Below are 15,962 nucleotides of genomic sequence, written 5' to 3'. Positions count from 1 at the left end.
CTGTGGCAAGAGCGGAAACGAGAACGCCACAGACGGTGTTCACAAGCTCAAGTTCCACCTGAGGAGGTGAGTCATGAAGAACATCCTGAACCTGCAGGCCCTGCGCACCACCGCCCCCGCCCCCACCGACTGGAGCACCATCAGCAACCACTGCGGCAGCAACCAGCTCGCCTGATCACCCCCCCGATCACTCCACCATCGCCCTCTCGCCCCACAAGGAAGTGACCCCATGAAGAACATCCTGAACCTGCAGACCCTGCGCACCGCCGCCCCCGCCCCCACCGACTGGAGCACCATCAGCAACCACTGCGGCAGCAACCAGCTCGCCTGATCACCCCCCCGATCACTCCACCATCGCCCTCTCGCCCCACAAGGAAGTGACCCCATGAAGAACATCCTGAACCTGCAGACCCTGCGCACCGCCGCCCCCGCCCCCACCGAGTGGAGCACCATCAGCAACCATTGCGGCAGCAACCAGCTCGCCTGATCACCCCCCCGATCACTCCACCATCGCCCTCTCGCCCCACAAGGAAGTGACCCCATGAAGAACATCCTGAACCTGCAGACCCTGCGCACCGCCGCCCCCGCCCCCACCGAGTGGAGCACCATCAGCAACCATTGCGGCAGCAACCAGCTCGCCTGATCACCCCCCTCCGATCACTCCACCATCGCCCTCTCGCCCCACAAGGAAGTGACCCCATGAAGAACATCCTGAACCTGCAGACCCTGCGCACCACCGCCCCCGCCCCCACCGACTGGAGCACCATCAGCAACCACTGCGGCAGCAACCAGCTCGCCTGATCCGGGCATGCACAAGTTCGATGCACTGGACGCCCTGAACCACGTCCACACCTATCTCCCCATCCGCCCGGCAGCGACCGGCCAGGAATGACCTTCACGGGGGGCGCAGCTGCGCCCCCATTTTTTGCCCCGCCACAACAGCAGAACGATCAATTAGACCGATCCATTCTTCCAGGAGGCACCATGAGCACCGGCGCGAACCTCGTCCCCCCCCGCTTCAACTTTCAGCAGGTCGTCCGTCACCTCTACCTGCGCTCCGACTACTACGAGCCCTTCGAGCGGTACCAGCCCGGCACCGAGTATGTGACCGTGGTGCAGCCGCTGCTGCCCCTGGCGACCCGCGTGGTCCGGGAAGCCTTCTGGACGCACGTGCAGCCGCTGGGCGCAGCGGTCCCCATGCAGGGCTGGAAACTACACGTGTCGGCCACGCCCGGCAACGCCAGGGCAATCCTGGAACGCGTGACCCGCATCTGCGTGCAGGCGAACGTGCCCTTCAAGTTCGCCAGTGATCCGTTTGTGCTGTCGCTCCTGCTCGGCAAGGGCTGCGCGCGCGGCTCCAGCGGGAAATTCATGACCCTCTACCCCCGTGACGAGCAGCAGGCCCGGACGCTACTGGAGACGCTGTACGGGCAGCTGAAGGACTTTGAGGGCCCCTATGTTCTCTCGGACCGCCGCTACCGCGACTGCGCGGTGCTGTACTACCGCTATGGCGGCTTCACGCCCATCACGCGGCGCGACCCGGACGGCGCACTCACGTCGTACCTGATCCGCCCGGACCTCAGCCTGGAAGCGGATGAACGCACGCCGCAGTACCAGCAGCCCGACTGGCTGCGTGACCCCTTCCAGCCGGACGAGCCCGACGAGGACGCCGCACTCCTGAATGGCCGCTACGAGGTCCAACAGGTCCTGAATTACTCGAATTCCGGCGGGGTGTACCTGGCCGCCGATCAACAGACGGGCGCAACGGTGGTCCTCAAGGAGGCCAGGCCCCACGTGAACGCCAGCGTCACCGGGCAGGACGCGGTAGAACAGCTGCGCAAGGAACACCGCCTGCTGACCCTCCTGGGCGGCAGCGGGGTCGCGCCGGAAGCCCTGGACCTGTTCACGAGCTGGGAGCACACGTTCCTGGCGCAGTCGTACCTGAGCGGCATGTCCCTGCATGCCTTCGCCGTCAAGTACAGCCCCGTGGTCCGCACCACTCACGACCTGGCCGCCCTACAGAGCTGGTGGACGCTGCTGCGGTCCGTTTCTGTGCAAGTCATGCGGGCCGTGCAGGCCGTGCACCAGCGCGGCGTGGTCTTCGGCGACCTGTCCATGAACAACGTGCTGGTCTCAGTTGACGAGGGCCGGTGCGCAGGAGCCTGGCTGATCGACTTCGAGGGGGCCGCGCAGCGCGGCGTGGACCCGGACATCAACATGTTCACGCCAGGCTTCGACCGGCCCGGCCGGGCCGGTCAGGCGGGCACCACCGTCGCGGACGATCACTACGCTCTGGGCGCGCTGCTGTTCAGCTTGCTCCTGCCCGTCGCAGTGCTCAGGAACGTCAAGGACGACGCACTTCCCACCTTCCTGCAGGCCTTCGCGGCCGACTTCGGCCTGCCCGCCGCGTTCGTGCAGGTCATCGAGCAGCTGCTCGCCTCGGACGGCACGCTGGATCTCGCGGCCCTCATGGCACAGTTGCATGACCGCGTGACCCTGCGCCGCACGCCCGCCATCCTGACGCCCCCCCGGCCGGTCGAGGCCGCGCAGCTGGAGCGGGTGGCCCGCAGCGCCCTGCGGCACGCCATCGGGGTTGCCGACGACACCCGGCAGGACCGGCTGTTCCCGTCCTCCCCGCAGCTCAGCCACAGCCTGAGCCTGGATTTCGGCGCGCTGGGCGTCACGGCGGCGCTGCACACCGTGAACGGCGAGGTGCCCCGCAAGGTGCGCGAGTGGATCCGCCGCCAGCCCCCCACGACGGGCACGGCACCCGGCCTGTTCAGCGGGCTGGCCGGTATGGCCGTGGGCCTCGCCCGCTTGGGTGAACGCGGGCTGGCCGAACGGGCCTACCAGCTGGCCCAGCGGCACGATCACCTGTACGCCCGCGTGCACCTGTACGGCGGAGCCAGCGGGTTCGGGCTGGCGAGCCTGCTGCTGCACCGGCAGTGGGGTGACCCGGCGTACTTGGACGAGGCCCGCCGGATCGGCGACCTGCTCGACGCGACCGCCCGCCGGTTGGACGGGCGCGCCACCTGGCCCGACTTCGGACCGCAGGAAGTCGGCCTGGGATTCGGTGGCAGCGGGGTGGCCCTGTTCCTGCTGTACCTGCACGCGGCGACCGGGGAACGTCGATACCTCAGCCTCGGCGAGGCAGCCCTGGCTGAGGACCTCGCGCAGGCCCGCACACTGGACGGCGGAGCGCTGGGCTTCCCGGACCAGCCCGGCGGCTCGGTCCTCTACCCATACTGGCTGACCGGCAGCGCCGGGGTGGGCAGCGTGCTGGTCCGCTACGCCCACGTCACCGGACACCCCATGTACCGGCAGCTGGCCGGGCAGATCCGGCTGGCCACCACCTCCAAGTACAGCGTGTTCCCTGGCCTGTTCATGGGCATGGCAGGGCTGGGCATGTACCTGCTGGACGCCGCCGAGTTCCTGAACGATCCCTCCTACGTGCAAGACGCCCACCGCGCCGCCCGTGGGGTCCTGCTGTTCAGCGTGCGCCGGGCGCAGGGCGTCACGTTCCCTGGCGATTACCTGCACCGCGTCAGCACCGACCTGGGCAGCGGCAGCAGCGGCGTCGCCCTGTTCCTGCACCGCCTCGCCGCTGGTCGCACCAACCCGCTGCTGCCGGACGACCTGCTCAACAGACACGGAGGCCAGGCATGAGAAGCTGGAAGGAGGACTGGACGCTGGTGGTCGCCGGGCAGACCCGCCCGTACCTGCTGGCCCTGACCTGGGCCGGATCGATCGCCTTCCTGATGACAGCCCTGAATCCCCTGGCAACCCGCCTGATCTTCGACGTGGCGGTGGCGCGGGGCCGGCTGGACTGGCTGATCGGTATCGCCGCAGTGTCCCTGCTGGTGTTCAGCCTGCTGCGCTGGGCGGACTTCCAGGGCGGCCAGTACCAGCAGCGGCTCACGAACCGCCTGAGTGCGGCGCTCACGCGGCGCATGGTGGACGGGTACTACCGTCTGCCCCCGGTGCTGGTCGCGCAGCAGGGCGACGGGTACTTCGTGGCGCGCACCATGACCGAGGTGGAACAGACCGTGACGCCCGTGGTCACCACCGGCATGCAGCTGCTGCGCGCCCTCATGACCCTGGTCACGGCGCTGGTCACGGTGCTGCTGCTGTCCTGGCAGCTCACGAGCGTGCTGCTGGTCATCACACCCGCTCTGCTGCTGCTCGCACGGCACTTCGCCGCCCGGCTGCACCAGGACGCCCACGGCGTGCAGGAAGCCACCGCCGCCCAGCAGGAGATCCACGCAGCGGCCATCGGGGCGTACCGCACGGTCCGGACGTTCCAGCTGGACGGCCTGGCCCTGCATCAGCTGATGCGTGCCGTGGACCGCCGCCTGGACGCGGTGTACACCCTGGGGTACCGATCCGGAAAGTACAGCACCCTGAGCCGCATCACCCTGAGCGTGGCGGAACTGCTGGTGCTGGTCCTGGGCGGCTACGCCGTCATGACCACCTCGCTGACGCTGGGCAGCCTGATGGCGTACATGACGGCGTACTGGATGGCCGTGGGGGCGGTGCAGTCCCTGATTGACCTGCTGCCGGGCGTGCAGGTCCTGCGCGCCAACATCGCGCGCCTGGCCGGACTGCTGGCGCAGGCGACCGAGGCTCCGTCCTTTCCCGCCGCACCCCGGCAGGTGGCGATCGAGTGGCAGGGCGCTGCGTTCGGTCAGGGGGATACCGCAACCCTCACCGACGTGAACCTGACCGTCCCCACCGGCAGCCGTGTGCTGATCCAGGGTGCGAACGGGGCGGGCAAGAGCACCCTCGCCCTGACCGCCCTTGGCCTGCTGCCGCTGCGGGACGGCACCCTGAGCCGTTCGGGCGAGGTCAGTGGACTCGTCGAGCCGGTGGTGTTCCCCGCGCTACCCCTGCGGGAGCTGCTGAGTGGGCACGACCCCCGCGCCGCGCAGGAGCTGACCGAGGCGTTCGGACTCACGGCGCTGCTCGACGCCCGCTACGACGAGCTGTCCCTCGGGCAGCGCAAGAAGTTCGCGCTCACCATGACGCTCCTCAAGCCCGCCGACCTGTACGTGTTCGACGAGCCGCTGGCCAACCTTGACGACCCGACCCAGCTGACGGCGTTTCAGCTGATGCTGAAGTACACCGGCGGCAAGACGATGCTCTCGATCATGCACGACGCCGCCAGCGTCACTGGGTACTTCGATCTCGTGGCGGACGTCCGGGCCGGGCGGCTGCACCTGAATGACACGCCGCTCCAGGTGGCCTAGCCGCATCCCGATCACCGGGTCAGCTCCACCCAGTTCAGTGCCCGCCCCGGGAGGCTTTCCCGGGGCGGGCATCCGTCACACCCGATGGGGACAGCCTCTTACTCGTCGTCCTCTTCGGGAAGGTCGGCGCCCAGGGTATCGGGAACGGGCGGGGCGTTGCGGTTCTTGCCGATCTCGCGCACGCGGCCGCTGAAGCGGGTGCGGATGTCCTCGTAGACGGGGTGGGCGCGGATGTCGCCGGGCCTCCCGGGGGTCACCCTGGCGTCCTGCGGGGGGGCTTTCGCCTCCTGCGGGGCGGGCGTGGGGGCCGGGGTGGGTTTCGGGGCGGGGCGGGGGACGCCGAGGTCCGCGAAGGGCATGTCCTCCTCGGGCGGCAGGTCGCCCAGCAGGTCGGGGCCGCCGAAGGCGTTCCAGTCGGGTTCCTCGGTGATGACCTCGCCCAGGTAGAGGTTCCGTTCGCTGCGCGGGGGCGGCCCGGCGTCACGGGGGATACTGGCGGGCTGCGCGGCGGGCGTGTCGTCCCACGGGCCGGGGTCGAGGTCGGCCAGCGGGGCGGGCGCGGCGTCGTCGGGGCTGGTGGGGGGCACGCGCCGTTCGGGGAGGGGTGGGGGGAGCGTGGCGACGCTGGCGCGTGGGGACGGCCCGGCCTGGGTCGGCGCGGTGGCCTGTTGCGCCGGCGCGGGCTGTATCGGGGTGGCCTGGGCCTGTGGCGGGTCAATGGGCGCGAAATCCGGGCCGCGCGTGCCTGCGGGGCGGCGGGGGGCGCTGCGGGTCGGGTCGAACGGCGCGACGTCCGGCGCGGCCCCGTGGTCCGGCGCAGGCTCCCGGACGGGCGGCGCGGCGCGGGCCGGGGCTGGGGTCGGGGCGGGCGGGGTCGGCTCGGGGGCCGGGGCGCTGCCCGCCGAACCGCCACCGAACTGCCCACCACCGGATTGACCCCCGCCGAGGTTCACGCGGCGGCTGCCTTCCGGCGCGATCAGTTCGAAGGTGACCGGGCCGAACACGCCCAGGACGATCCTGGCGATGTCGTCGAATTTCGCGGCGACCTGCTTGGCGTGGAAGGCGTTGCGGTCGTCGTACCCGAGGCTGACGTAGCCGGGTTCGGCGTGCTGCCGGGCGGGTTTCAGGAAGGCGCGCAGCTGCATGCTGGCCTGCCGGGTCACGTCCGCCCAGCTGCCACCCGTCGGGGCGGGAATGGGCTGCGCGGGGTCGGGGCTGGCGGCGCGCGGGCCGGGGGCTGCGCTGCCGGGCGTGGGGGCGCGGCGGGCCTCTCCCACCGGGCCGGACGGCGCGGCGGGCGGGTTGGCACGCAGTGTGGCGAGTTCCTTCTCCAGGCGGTTCAGGCGCTGCGCGAGGTCCGCCGGGAGAGCGGCCCCCGCGCCCGCGCTGGCCGGGGCGCTGCCGCCGCTCACGGTGTCGGCGGCGAGCAGGGCGTGCGTCAGGGCCAGTTCGAGGCTCTGCTGGTCTGCGGCGCGGGCGAAGCGGGATTCCTGCTCGTCCAGGGCCGCCTGAAGTTTCAGCAGGCGGGGAATGTCCGCGCCGTCCAGGCGACCGTCGGGGTTCAGGCCCAGTTCGGCGTGCAGGGCCGCACCCAGCGCCGCGACAAGGCCCTCGACGACCGTGCGGGCCGCGAAGCCGTCGCGGTACAGGTGCCCCGCGCCACTCAGGGCGGCGCCCGCGTCGCCGCTCACCAGGGCGGCGGCGATGCCGCGCACGCGCTCGCCGGGCGGGAGACCCAGCGCCTCCTCCACGCCCGCACGGGTCACGGCGGTGCCGGCGGCCAGCATGCGTTCCAGCAGGCTCTCGCCGTCACGCATCGCGCCGTCGGCCAGCCGTCCGATGAGTTGCAACGCGTCGCCCTCGGCGCGCACGCCCTCGCGCTGGGCGAGCCCGGCGAGCTTCCCGGCGATCTCCTCCGGGGTCAGGCGGCGGAAACGGTAGTGCTGGCAGCGCGAGAGGATCGTGGGGATGATCTTCTCGGGTTCGGTGGTCGCCAAGATGAAGATGACGTGGCCGGGTGGTTCCTCCAGTGTCTTCAGGAGGGCGTTGAACGCGGCGCGGCTCATCATGTGCGCCTCGTCCAGGATGTAGATCTTCTTCCCGCCGCGCATGGCGGCCAGCCCGACCTTCTCGCGCAGGTCGCGGACGTCGTCCACGCTGTTGTTGCTGGCCGCGTCGATCTCCATGACGTCCGGGTGCGAGCCGGCGCGGACACTCAGGCACGACTCGCACTCCCCGCAGGGCTTCGGCATCGGGCCGGTGCAGTTGGCGGTCATGGCGATCAATCGGGCGGTGGTGGTCTTCCCCACCCCGCGCGGCCCGCTGAACAGGTACGCGTGCCCCACGCGGCCCTGCTCCAGCGCGGCCTTCAGGACGTCCTTGACGTGCTCCTGCCCGACCACGTCCTCCCACCGCACCGGGCGGGCCCGCTGGTAGATGGCACTCACAGTTGTCTCCCGGCGACACGGCGCAGGAGCGGCTCGAACGCTGAACCCCGCGGCCTGTCGCCGCTCAACTCAAGCCCCACCCTGCATGCACGCCGCTTCACCTCACCATTCTAGGGCCCAGGTGAAGCGGGGCGCAGTGACGGGGGGAAGGGTTGATGGGCAAAGGGTGATGGGCCGGACTGTCCCGCCTCCATCACCCATCAACTTTCAACCATCACCCCTTCCGAAGTGGGAGGTAGCGGGGTTCCCAGGCGCGGCCCCGGATGACCTGTTCGAGTTCGTCTCTGGTCATGTTGCGGATGCGGCGTTCGGCGCACACGCCGTCGCGGATGGATTGCAGGGCGACGTTCACGGCCACCTGGATGCTCAGTTCGCGCAGGTCGCTGATGGGCGGGTAGACGCGTTCGCCGGACTGCGCGGTGAATTCGGCCAGGGTGCGGGCGGCTTCCATGACCATGGTGTCGGTGATCTCGCGGGCACGGCTGGCGATCGCGCCGAAGCCCAGGCCGGGGAAGATGAAGGCGTTGTTGCCCTGCCCGATGGGGTGGCGCTTGCCGCCGTACTCCACGTCCGGGAAGGGGCTGCCGGACGCGACGATCGCGCCGCCCTGCGTCCAGTGGATGACGTCGGCGGGGCGGGCCTCGACGTGGCTGCTGGGGTTGCTCAGCGGGAACACGATGGGACGTGGGGTGTGCTCCAGCATCGCCTGGATGCTCTCCTGGCGGAACAGGCCGGGCACGCCGGTGAAGCCCAGCAGCGCGGTGGCCCGCGCGTTCACGATGACGTCGTGCATGCTGGGGTACTCGCCCTCGTATGTCCAGCCCTGGAGGTCCTCGGGGCGGCGCACGAAGCTCAGCTGCTGCTCCTCCAGGTCCGGCTGGCCGTGCATGAGCAGGCCGTGACGGTCCACGACGAACACCCGGGCGTTCGCGTCAGCGTGGCTCAGGCCGCCCCAGGTCATCAGGCCCTGCCGGATCGCCATGGCCACGCCGATCCCGGCGGCGCCCGCGCCGACGATCACGAACACCTGGTCCTCCAGCCGCTCGCCCTTGATCTGCGCGGCGCGCATCAGGCCCGCCAGGGCCATGGCGCCCGTACCCTGGATGTCGTCGTTGAAGCTGGGCACCACACGCCGGTAGCGTTCGAGCACGCGGAAGGCGGTGCCGCGACTGAAGTCCTCCCACTGGATGATCGCCTTCGGATAGCGGTGCGACACGGCCTCCACGAACGCGTCCAGGAACTCGTCGTACGCGGCGCCGGTCAGGCGCTGGTGGTGCACGCCCAGGTACAGCGGGTCGTCGATCAGGTCCTGGCGGTTCGTACCGACGTCCAGTTCCACGGGCAGGGTCTTGTCGGGGCCGACGCCCCCGGCGGCGGTGTACAGGGACAGCTTGCCGATGCTGATCGCCATGCCGCCGAAGCCCTGGTCACCGATGCCCAGGATGGCGCTGCTGTCGGTCGCGACGATCATGCGCACGTCGTTCACGGTGACGTTCTCCAGCATGTCGTCCACCCGGTCGATGTCGCCGGTGCTGACCGTGAACCCGCGCGGGTAGCGGTAGTTGCTGGAGTAGTTGCGGACCGCCTCGCCCACGGTGGGCGTGTAGATGATGGGCAGCATCTCCTCCAGGTGATCCTCGAGGATCGCGTAGAACAGCACCTCGTTGCGGTCCTGCAGGGCGCGCAGGTACTCGTGTTTTTCCAGGTCGGAGTTGCACTTCAGGTAGCGCAGGTACGTGCGTTCCTTCTGCTCCTCGAAGGTGCTGGTGTGGGGCGGCACGAGGCCCTCGAGGTCCAGTTCGCGCCGCTCCTGCGGGGTGAACGCGGTGGTCTTGTTCAGCAGGGGGTTTTGCAGCAGGGCGAGGCCCGTCACGTTCACGCGGATGAAGCGCTGACCGGCCTCATCGCGCTGCACGTCGTAGTACCGGGACACGGGAAGAGATTTCGGCATGACGCTCCAGCATAGCGGCCCCCCGCTGCACCCGGTCCAGGAAAGCCGCGCACGAAACGCACGCCGCCCCCCAGGCCGCAGCTCAGCTCAGTTCAGCCCGTGAACAGAAGGCGCACAGCAAACCGAACCGCCCCCCTCCATCACCCATCAACCCGTTCCGCCCAGCGGGCGCGCAACGTGTCGAAGCCCGCATCGATGCGCGACTGTGGCAGGACCATCTGGGTGGTGCTGCCAAATCCGATCTCGTCGCCGAGTTCGTTCACGGCGCGCATCCGGGCGACGATGCGCCGCCCGTCCATCCGGTCGAAGGTGGCGGTCACGGTGACCGTCATGCCGGGCAGCGCGGAGGCGGTGTGCGTGACGTCCACCTGCGTGCCGATGCCGCCCTCACCGTCTTCCAGGAAGGGCAGGATGATCTTGCGCCCGGCCTCCTCGAAGTGTTTGGCCATCCAGTACGTGGCGTACACGGGGTGCAGGCGGCCCAGTTCGCCAAAACTGACGGTCATGTCGTCGGTGACGGTCACGGTCAGGGTCTGCGTGAAGCCTTCCGGGATGGCGTGCATGAGGGGCAGGCTAGCAGGGCCGGGGCAGTATGGGAAAAGCGTGAATCCCGCTCCTGCGGACACCTGCCGCGCGCGTCCGTAGACTGCCGGGATGAGGCTCAAGCCTGCCGACCTGTTCACCCTGCTGCGCGAGGCCTTCTTGGCCTTCGGGCAGGACAAGGCCCCGCGCCTCGCCGCCGCGATCGCCTACTACGCCATGTTCAGCATCGCGCCGCTCCTGCTGCTCGCGGTGGCGGTCGCCGGGCGGTTCCTGACCGACTCGGCGGTGCTGGACCAGCTGTTCGGCCCGGCGGGGCTGGTGTCGCAGAACCTGGGCAGCGACACCGCCGAGTTCCTGCGCGGCCTGATCAAACCCGACAGCCTGCTCAAGGGAAGTCTCGTGGCGACCATCGCGGCGTTCGTGACGCTGTTCATGGGCGCCACGGGCCTGTTCGTGCAGGTGCAGGACGCCCTGAACTCCATGTGGGGCGCCGACCCGGCCCCGCCGCAGGGCATCGTGAACATCCTGTGGACGCGCGTGAAGTCGTTCCTGATGATCATCGTGATCGGCCTGCTGCTGATCGTGTTCCTGGGCCTGAACACGTACCTGTCCGCCATCGCGCAGACCCTGGGAGACACCATCGGCGCGGGCGCGTTCTTCGTGCGGCTGGGCACGGCGCTGCTGTCCACGCTGTTCCTCGCGCCGGTCTTCGCGGGCGTGTACAAGGTGCTGCCCGACGTGAAACTCCAGTGGCACGAGGTGTGGGTGGGAGGCTTCTTCACGTCCACGCTGTTCACGCTGGGCCAGCTGGGCATCGGCCTGTACCTGGGTCAGGCGGCGCCCGGCAGCGCCTTCGGGGCGGCCGCGACCCTGATCGTGCTCCTGCTGTGGATCTACTACTCCGCGATGATCTTCTTCTTCGGCGCCGAAGTCACCTGGGTGTACTCACAGAAGTTCGGCACGCACGCCGGGGGCGCCGCGAACACCGCGAAGAAGGAAGCGCTGGCCGCGCAGGGCGTGGACATCGACCCCACCGAGAGTGCCCAGGAACGCGACGCGAAGGACGCCGCCGGGCGCCCCGCGCAGGACGCCCGGGGCCGCGTGCTGGGCGTGGCGGTCCCGACACTGCCGCGTGTACTGAAGCAGGTGCCGCGCCGCGAGGAGGGCCGCATGCTGCCCACCGTCCGCGCCGCCCTGTGGAACGCCGTGACTGCCGTGCTCGCCGTGCCCGTCGTGATCGTGCTGCGCCTGCTGGGCATCACCGGCGGACGGCGCAGGTAAGGGCACAGGGAGCGGGGCGGAGGTCGTGGGTCACCTCCGCCCCGCTCCCTGTCCGGCAGATCATATGGACTCCGGTTGCAAGGTGTGCAGCATCTTTCAACCCGAGCGGACTCGGAGAGCTGCGCAGCAGCGCGAGCAGGAGCGAAACGGAATCCGTTTTAGTCGAGCACGGCGGGGAACGGCAGGGTGCCCTCGTAGATGGCGCGGCCCACGATGGCGCCCTCGATGTGTTCCTCGCGCAGCAGGCGCACGTCGTCGAGGTTCGCGACGCCGCCGCCCACGATCAGGGTGTTCATCCAGAGACGGCGGACCTGGGCCATCAGGTCGCGGTTCAGGCCGCGCAGCGTGCCGTCGCGGGTGACGTCCGTGAAGATCAGCGTTTCCAGGCCCGCGTCGGCCAGGGTGGGGGTCAGGTCGGCGACCATGACGCCGCTGCCCTGCGCCCAGCCGTGCGTGGCGACCTCCAGCCCGCGCGCGTCCAGGCTGACGACCACCCGTTCGGGGCCGTGCGCGGTGATCAATTCCCGCACGAGTTCCGGCTGCTTCACGGCGGCGGTGCCGATCACGACGCGGTCCACGCCCAGGCGCAGCAATTCCTCGGCGGCCTCGCGGCTGCGGATGCCGCCGCCCACCTCGACCGGTACGCCCAGTTCCTGCGTGATCTGCGCGATCACGGCGCGGTTCTCGCCGCGGCCCGTGGCGGCGTCCAGATCCACGAGGTGCACGAGGCCCGCGCCCAGGCCCACCCAGTGCCGGGCGGCGTCCAGAGGGGAGTCGAAGTACACGGTCTCGCGGTCGGGGTCGCCCTCGAACAGGCGCACGGCGCGCCCGGACTGGATGTCCACGCAGGGAATGATGAGCGGCTCTTGCATGGGCCACAGGATACGGGGCCGGCTCGCGCGGGGACGCCTGCGGGGCTACACTGCGCGGGTGCGCGTCGGGATTGTCACTGCGACCTACCTGCCGTCCCGGAACGGGGTGGCGACCAGCACGGCGCTGTTCGCGCGGGGCCTGCGCGAGCGTGGGCACGAGGTGCGGATCTTCGCGCCCCGCCACCCGCTGATGCCCCCACGCGAGGACGGCGTGTACCGCCTGAACTCGTCCTTTGCGGGCGCGCGGGCGCTGGGTGCCCCGGCGGACTACCCCGTGATGCTCGCGCCGGGGCCCCTCCTGACCTCGCGGCTGCCACTGCGCGGGCTGGACGTGCTGCACACCATGCACCCGTTCCTGGCGGGCCAGCTGGCCCTGAAGTGGGCGCGGCTGTCCGGGGCGCCCGTGGTGTACACGGCCCACACGCAGTACGACCAGTACCTGCACTACGCGCCCATGCCCAAGCGGGTGGGCCGCGCGGTGCTGCGCCCGCACGTGAGCGCGTTCGCACGCCGGGTGGACGCGGTGCTCGCGCCGGGCCGCGCGATGGTGGACATGCTGCGCGAGTACGGCTTCCAGGGCCCCGTGGACCTGATGCCGAACCCGGTGGATCTCGCCGCGTTCCGCGCCGCCACGGGCGCGGCGTTCCGCGAGACGTACCACGTGGCGCCGGACGCGCCACTGGTCGTATCGCTGGGCCGACTGGCCCCCGAGAAGAACCTGGACGTCATGCTGCGCGCCTTCGACCGCGCCCGCGCCAGCCGCCCGGACCTGCGCCTGCTGGTCGTCGGGGACGGCCCCAGCCGCGCCGCGCTGGAACAGTCGGCCCCCGAGGGCGTCACCTTCACCGGTCCCGTCCCGTACGAGCGAGTTCCCGAGGCGCTGGCGGCCGCCGACGTGTTCATCACCGCGAGCACCAGCGAGGTCCTCCCCATGAGTATGATCGAGGCCCTCGCGGCGGGCGCGCCCCTCGTCGCCGCGCAGAGTCCCGCCGCGCTGGACCTGATTCAGGAGGGCGTGAACGGCACCGTCCGCGCCGCCACGCCCGAAGCGCTCGCCGAGGGCCTGCTCGACACCCTGATGCCCGGTCGCCTGCCCGCACTTCAGGCCGGGGCGCGCGCCAGCGCCGCGCAGTACGACCTGACCACCCGCGCCGCCGCGCTGGAAGCCGTGTACGAACAGGTCATCCACCGCAAACGCCGGTAGGGAACGGAACTGCAGCGGAGGGGAGGCCGCACTGGTCTCCCTTCCGCTGCTGTCTGATCGTCATGTAATACAGGAAGGCCCCGGCATTTCTGCTGGGGCCTTCTGTGTGGTGCCGAAGATGGGACTTGAACCCACACGCCTCGCGGCGCTAGTCCCTGAAACTAGTGCGTCTACCAATTCCGCCACCTCGGCACACCTTTGGTATTCTCGCCCGCGCTCGGGCGCGTTTCAGGGCTCGCTTACTTTATAGGCGAGTGCCGAAACTGTCAACACCCCCCGGCCCCGGACGTGAAAGGGCCGCGGCGGGGAGGGTACCCCGCCGCGGCCCTCGGGGGTGATTCAGCTGACAGGTTCGCCGCGTTCACGCAGGCGTTCAGCGAGCTTGCCGGGTTCGAAGAGGCTGGCGCCCGCGCCGTAGCGGGCGGTCACGGCGCGGTTCAGGAGCCACACGGCGCCCGCGACGCCCACGAGGCTGATGATCAGGCCCGGGACGCGCATGACGGCGTTCACGGCGGCGATCTGGGCGTTGAAGTCGTCCGTGCCGAACTTCGCGGTGACGCGCTGGTAGTTCACGACGCTGTTCACGACGCCGCCGATCAGGTCGACCACGGCGAACACGACGGTGCCCTGCACCAGGCCGCGCCTGACGACCGGGTCGCGCATGGCGGTCTGGGTGGCGGCGCGGTGTTCGGGGCTCTCGCCGATGCTGGTCGCGTCGAGGAACACGCGGAACAGCGGCACGCTGGTGGCGGCGCTGATCAGGAACAGCAGGCCCACGAGGTACGAGCGGGCGCTGTCCTTGATGGCGTACCAGAAGCCGTCCACGTACCAGAAGGCCAGCGCGCCGCTGAAGATCGCGCCTGCCCCGCCGATCAGGGCGACGGGGCTGACGTTGCGGTTCACCAGGAGGTCCCACAGGACGTACCCGACGGGAATCAGCGCGGCGAGGAGGTACGCGCGGACGTTGCCGGTGGTGCCGCCCCCGAACACCTGCTCGGCGACGCTGATGCCGCTGCCCAGGATATTCGGGCTGAGGATCATGATCGGAATGACCAGCGTGAAGATCAGGTCCCAGACGGTCTTGGGCACGCGGGAGCGGTTGGCGGGCGTGGGGGTGGGAGCTGCGGTCATACCCGGCATTCTCGTGCATTCCCGCGTGAGGAGCGGCCCGGGGCCGGAGGCGGGCCTGACGGGCGGTCCGGTACGCTGTTCGGCATGCACGTTCTGGAGGTCTTCACGGTGTTCCTGCGGCTGGGCCTGTCGAGTTTCGGGGGGCCGGTGGCGCACCTGGGCTTCTTCCGGGCGGAGTTCGTGGAGCGCCGCGCGTGGCTCAGTGACGCGGAGTACGCGGAGCTGGTGGCGGTGGCGAACTTCCTGCCGGGCCCGAGCAGCTCGCAGGTGGGGCTGGCGGTGGGTCTGCGCCGGGCCGGGTGGGCGGGGGCGGGCGCGGCGTGGCTGGGGTTCACGCTGCCGAGCGCGCTGCTCATGGCGCTGCTGGGCGGGACGCTGGCGGGCGGCGCGGCGGACGGGGCGGGGTGGGTGCAGGGCGTGAAGCTGGCGGCCGTGGCGGTCGTGGCGCAGGCGGTGGCGGGCATGTGGGGCGCGCTGGTGATGGACCGGGTGCGGGCGGGGCTGGCGCTGGGCGCGGCGGCGGCGCTGCTGGTCCTGCCCGCGTGGTGGCCGGGGGCGGGCGGGTGGGGCACGCTGGGCGTGCTGGGCCTGTGCGCGCTGATCGGCTGGCGCACCCTGACGGCGCCGGTCACAGAGGGGCAGGCGCTGCGCGTGCCGGTGTCGCGCCGGGCGGGCACGGCGCTGCTGGCCCTGTGCGCGGCGCTGGCGGTCACCCTCGCGGGCCTGTCGGCCCTGGGGGGCGGCTGGGCGCTGCTGTGGGCGACCTTCCGGGCGGGCGCGCTGGTGTTCGGCGGGGGTCACGTGGTGCTGCCGCTGCTGGAACCCGCGTTCGTGCCGGCCCTGCTGCCGCACGGGGCGTTCGTGGCCGGCTACGGCGCGGCGAACGCCATGCCGGGGCCGCTGTTCACCTTCGCGTCGTACCTGGGGGCCGCCGCCGCGCCCGCCCTGGGCCTGGGGGCAGGGGTGGGGGCGCTGCTGGGCACGCTGGGCATCTTCCTGCCGGGCGCGCTGCTCATGCTGGGAGCGCTGCCGTTCTGGTCCGCGCTGAGTGGCCGCATGGGCGCGCGCGCGGCGCTGGCGGGCGTGAACGCGGGCGTGGTGGGCCTGCTGCTGGCGGCGCTGTACACGCCGGTGTTCACGGGCGCGGTGCGCGGCCCGGCCGACCTGGCGGGCGTGCTGCTGGCCTACGCGGCGCTGACGGCTGGGCGGGTCCCGGCGTGGGTGGTCGTGCCGGTCTGCGCGGCGCTGGGCTGGCTGCTGGGCGGCGGCTGACGGCGGGACCGCGTA

Annotated in this window: 10 protein-coding genes and 1 tRNA gene; 5 read left to right on the top strand and 6 right to left on the bottom strand. The window is 70.8% G+C overall.

The window, feature by feature from the left end; genetic code table 11:
- The first annotated feature begins 984 nt into the window (after nucleotides 1-984).
- Together lanKC and SY84_RS11240 are read left to right on the top strand one after the other, a co-directional pair.
- The gene (gene lanKC, locus SY84_RS11245; RefSeq protein ID WP_046844089.1) at nucleotides 985-3,666 is read left to right on the top strand and encodes a class III lanthionine synthetase LanKC; all 2,682 of its coding nucleotides are present in this window, start codon (nucleotides 985-987) and stop codon (nucleotides 3,664-3,666) included.
- A complete protein-coding gene (locus SY84_RS11240) occupies nucleotides 3,663-5,246 on the top strand; it encodes an ATP-binding cassette domain-containing protein (protein WP_046844088.1) in 1,584 nt (527 codons plus the stop codon). Before lanKC ends, SY84_RS11240 begins: the two co-directional genes overlap by 4 nt.
- Nucleotides 5,247-5,344: 98 nt before the next feature.
- On the opposite strand, the gene dnaX is transcribed toward SY84_RS11240, so the two are convergent.
- The 3 genes from dnaX to SY84_RS11225 all read right to left on the bottom strand — a co-directional run bounded on the left by dnaX (nucleotide 5,345) and on the right by SY84_RS11225 (nucleotide 10,207).
- Nucleotides 5,345-7,693 carry a DNA polymerase III subunit gamma/tau gene (dnaX, locus tag SY84_RS11235; protein WP_046844087.1) on the bottom strand — a complete coding sequence of 783 codons (2,349 nt, stop codon included), beginning with the start codon at nucleotides 7,691-7,693 and terminating at the stop codon, nucleotides 5,345-5,347.
- A gap of 214 nt (nucleotides 7,694-7,907) precedes the next feature.
- The gene (locus SY84_RS11230; RefSeq protein WP_046844086.1) at nucleotides 7,908-9,644 is read right to left on the bottom strand and encodes an NAD-dependent malic enzyme; all 1,737 of its coding nucleotides are present in this window, start codon (nucleotides 9,642-9,644) and stop codon (nucleotides 7,908-7,910) included.
- Nucleotides 9,645-9,784: 140 nt separating this feature from the next.
- A complete protein-coding gene (locus SY84_RS11225; RefSeq protein ID WP_046844085.1) occupies nucleotides 9,785-10,207 on the bottom strand; it encodes a thioesterase family protein in 423 nt (140 codons plus the stop codon).
- A 91-nt stretch (nucleotides 10,208-10,298) separates the two neighbouring features.
- On the opposite strand from SY84_RS11225, the gene SY84_RS11220 reads away from it, so the two are divergent.
- A complete protein-coding gene (locus SY84_RS11220; RefSeq protein WP_046844084.1) occupies nucleotides 10,299-11,468 on the top strand; it encodes a YihY/virulence factor BrkB family protein in 1,170 nt (389 codons plus the stop codon).
- A 158-nt stretch (nucleotides 11,469-11,626) separates the two neighbouring features.
- On the opposite strand, the gene hisA is transcribed toward SY84_RS11220, so the two are convergent.
- The gene (hisA, locus tag SY84_RS11215; protein WP_046844083.1) at nucleotides 11,627-12,340 is read right to left on the bottom strand and encodes a 1-(5-phosphoribosyl)-5-[(5-phosphoribosylamino)methylideneamino]imidazole-4-carboxamide isomerase; all 714 of its coding nucleotides are present in this window, start codon (nucleotides 12,338-12,340) and stop codon (nucleotides 11,627-11,629) included.
- Nucleotides 12,341-12,398: 58 nt separating this feature from the next.
- Between hisA and SY84_RS11210 the strand changes: the two genes are divergently transcribed.
- Nucleotides 12,399-13,544 carry a glycosyltransferase family 4 protein gene (locus SY84_RS11210; protein WP_046844082.1) on the top strand — a complete coding sequence of 382 codons (1,146 nt, stop codon included), beginning with the start codon at nucleotides 12,399-12,401 and terminating at the stop codon, nucleotides 13,542-13,544.
- 107 nt (nucleotides 13,545-13,651) lie between these two features.
- Here SY84_RS11210 and SY84_RS11205 read toward each other — a convergent pair.
- Together SY84_RS11205 and SY84_RS11200 are read right to left on the bottom strand one after the other, a co-directional pair.
- Nucleotides 13,652-13,736: transfer RNA gene (locus tag SY84_RS11205), tRNA-Leu, on the bottom strand.
- A gap of 147 nt (nucleotides 13,737-13,883) precedes the next feature.
- Nucleotides 13,884-14,684, bottom strand: coding sequence for a VC0807 family protein (locus SY84_RS11200; RefSeq protein WP_046844081.1), 801 nt, complete (start codon nucleotides 14,682-14,684; stop codon nucleotides 13,884-13,886).
- 75 nt (nucleotides 14,685-14,759) lie between these two features.
- Between SY84_RS11200 and chrA the strand changes: the two genes are divergently transcribed.
- Nucleotides 14,760-15,947 carry a chromate efflux transporter gene (chrA, locus tag SY84_RS11195; RefSeq protein ID WP_046844080.1) on the top strand — a complete coding sequence of 396 codons (1,188 nt, stop codon included), beginning with the start codon at nucleotides 14,760-14,762 and terminating at the stop codon, nucleotides 15,945-15,947.
- Nucleotides 15,948-15,962 lie beyond the last annotated feature (15 nt).

It is taken from the genome of Deinococcus soli (ex Cha et al. 2016) (assembly GCF_001007995.1).
GTDB classification, from domain to species: Bacteria; Deinococcota; Deinococci; order Deinococcales; family Deinococcaceae; genus Deinococcus; species Deinococcus soli.
The sequence above is the reverse complement of the archived record's forward strand: the minus strand, read 5'-3'. Positions and strand labels throughout refer to the sequence as shown.

Coding starts and splice junctions, on each gene's coding strand:
- lanKC (WP_046844089.1), top strand. CDS start 985: ATGAGCACCGGCGCGAACCTCGTCCCCCCCCGCTTCAACTTTCAGCAG.
- SY84_RS11240 (WP_046844088.1), top strand. CDS start 3,663: ATGAGAAGCTGGAAGGAGGACTGGACGCTGGTGGTCGCCGGGCAGACC.
- SY84_RS11230 (WP_046844086.1), bottom strand. CDS start 9,644: ATGCCGAAATCTCTTCCCGTGTCCCGGTACTACGACGTGCAGCGCGAT.
- SY84_RS11225 (WP_046844085.1), bottom strand. CDS start 10,207: ATGCACGCCATCCCGGAAGGCTTCACGCAGACCCTGACCGTGACCGTC.
- SY84_RS11220 (WP_046844084.1), top strand. CDS start 10,299: ATGAGGCTCAAGCCTGCCGACCTGTTCACCCTGCTGCGCGAGGCCTTC.
- hisA (WP_046844083.1), bottom strand. CDS start 12,340: ATGCAAGAGCCGCTCATCATTCCCTGCGTGGACATCCAGTCCGGGCGC.
- SY84_RS11200 (WP_046844081.1), bottom strand. CDS start 14,684: ATGCCGGGTATGACCGCAGCTCCCACCCCCACGCCCGCCAACCGCTCC.
- chrA (WP_046844080.1), top strand. CDS start 14,760: ATGCACGTTCTGGAGGTCTTCACGGTGTTCCTGCGGCTGGGCCTGTCG.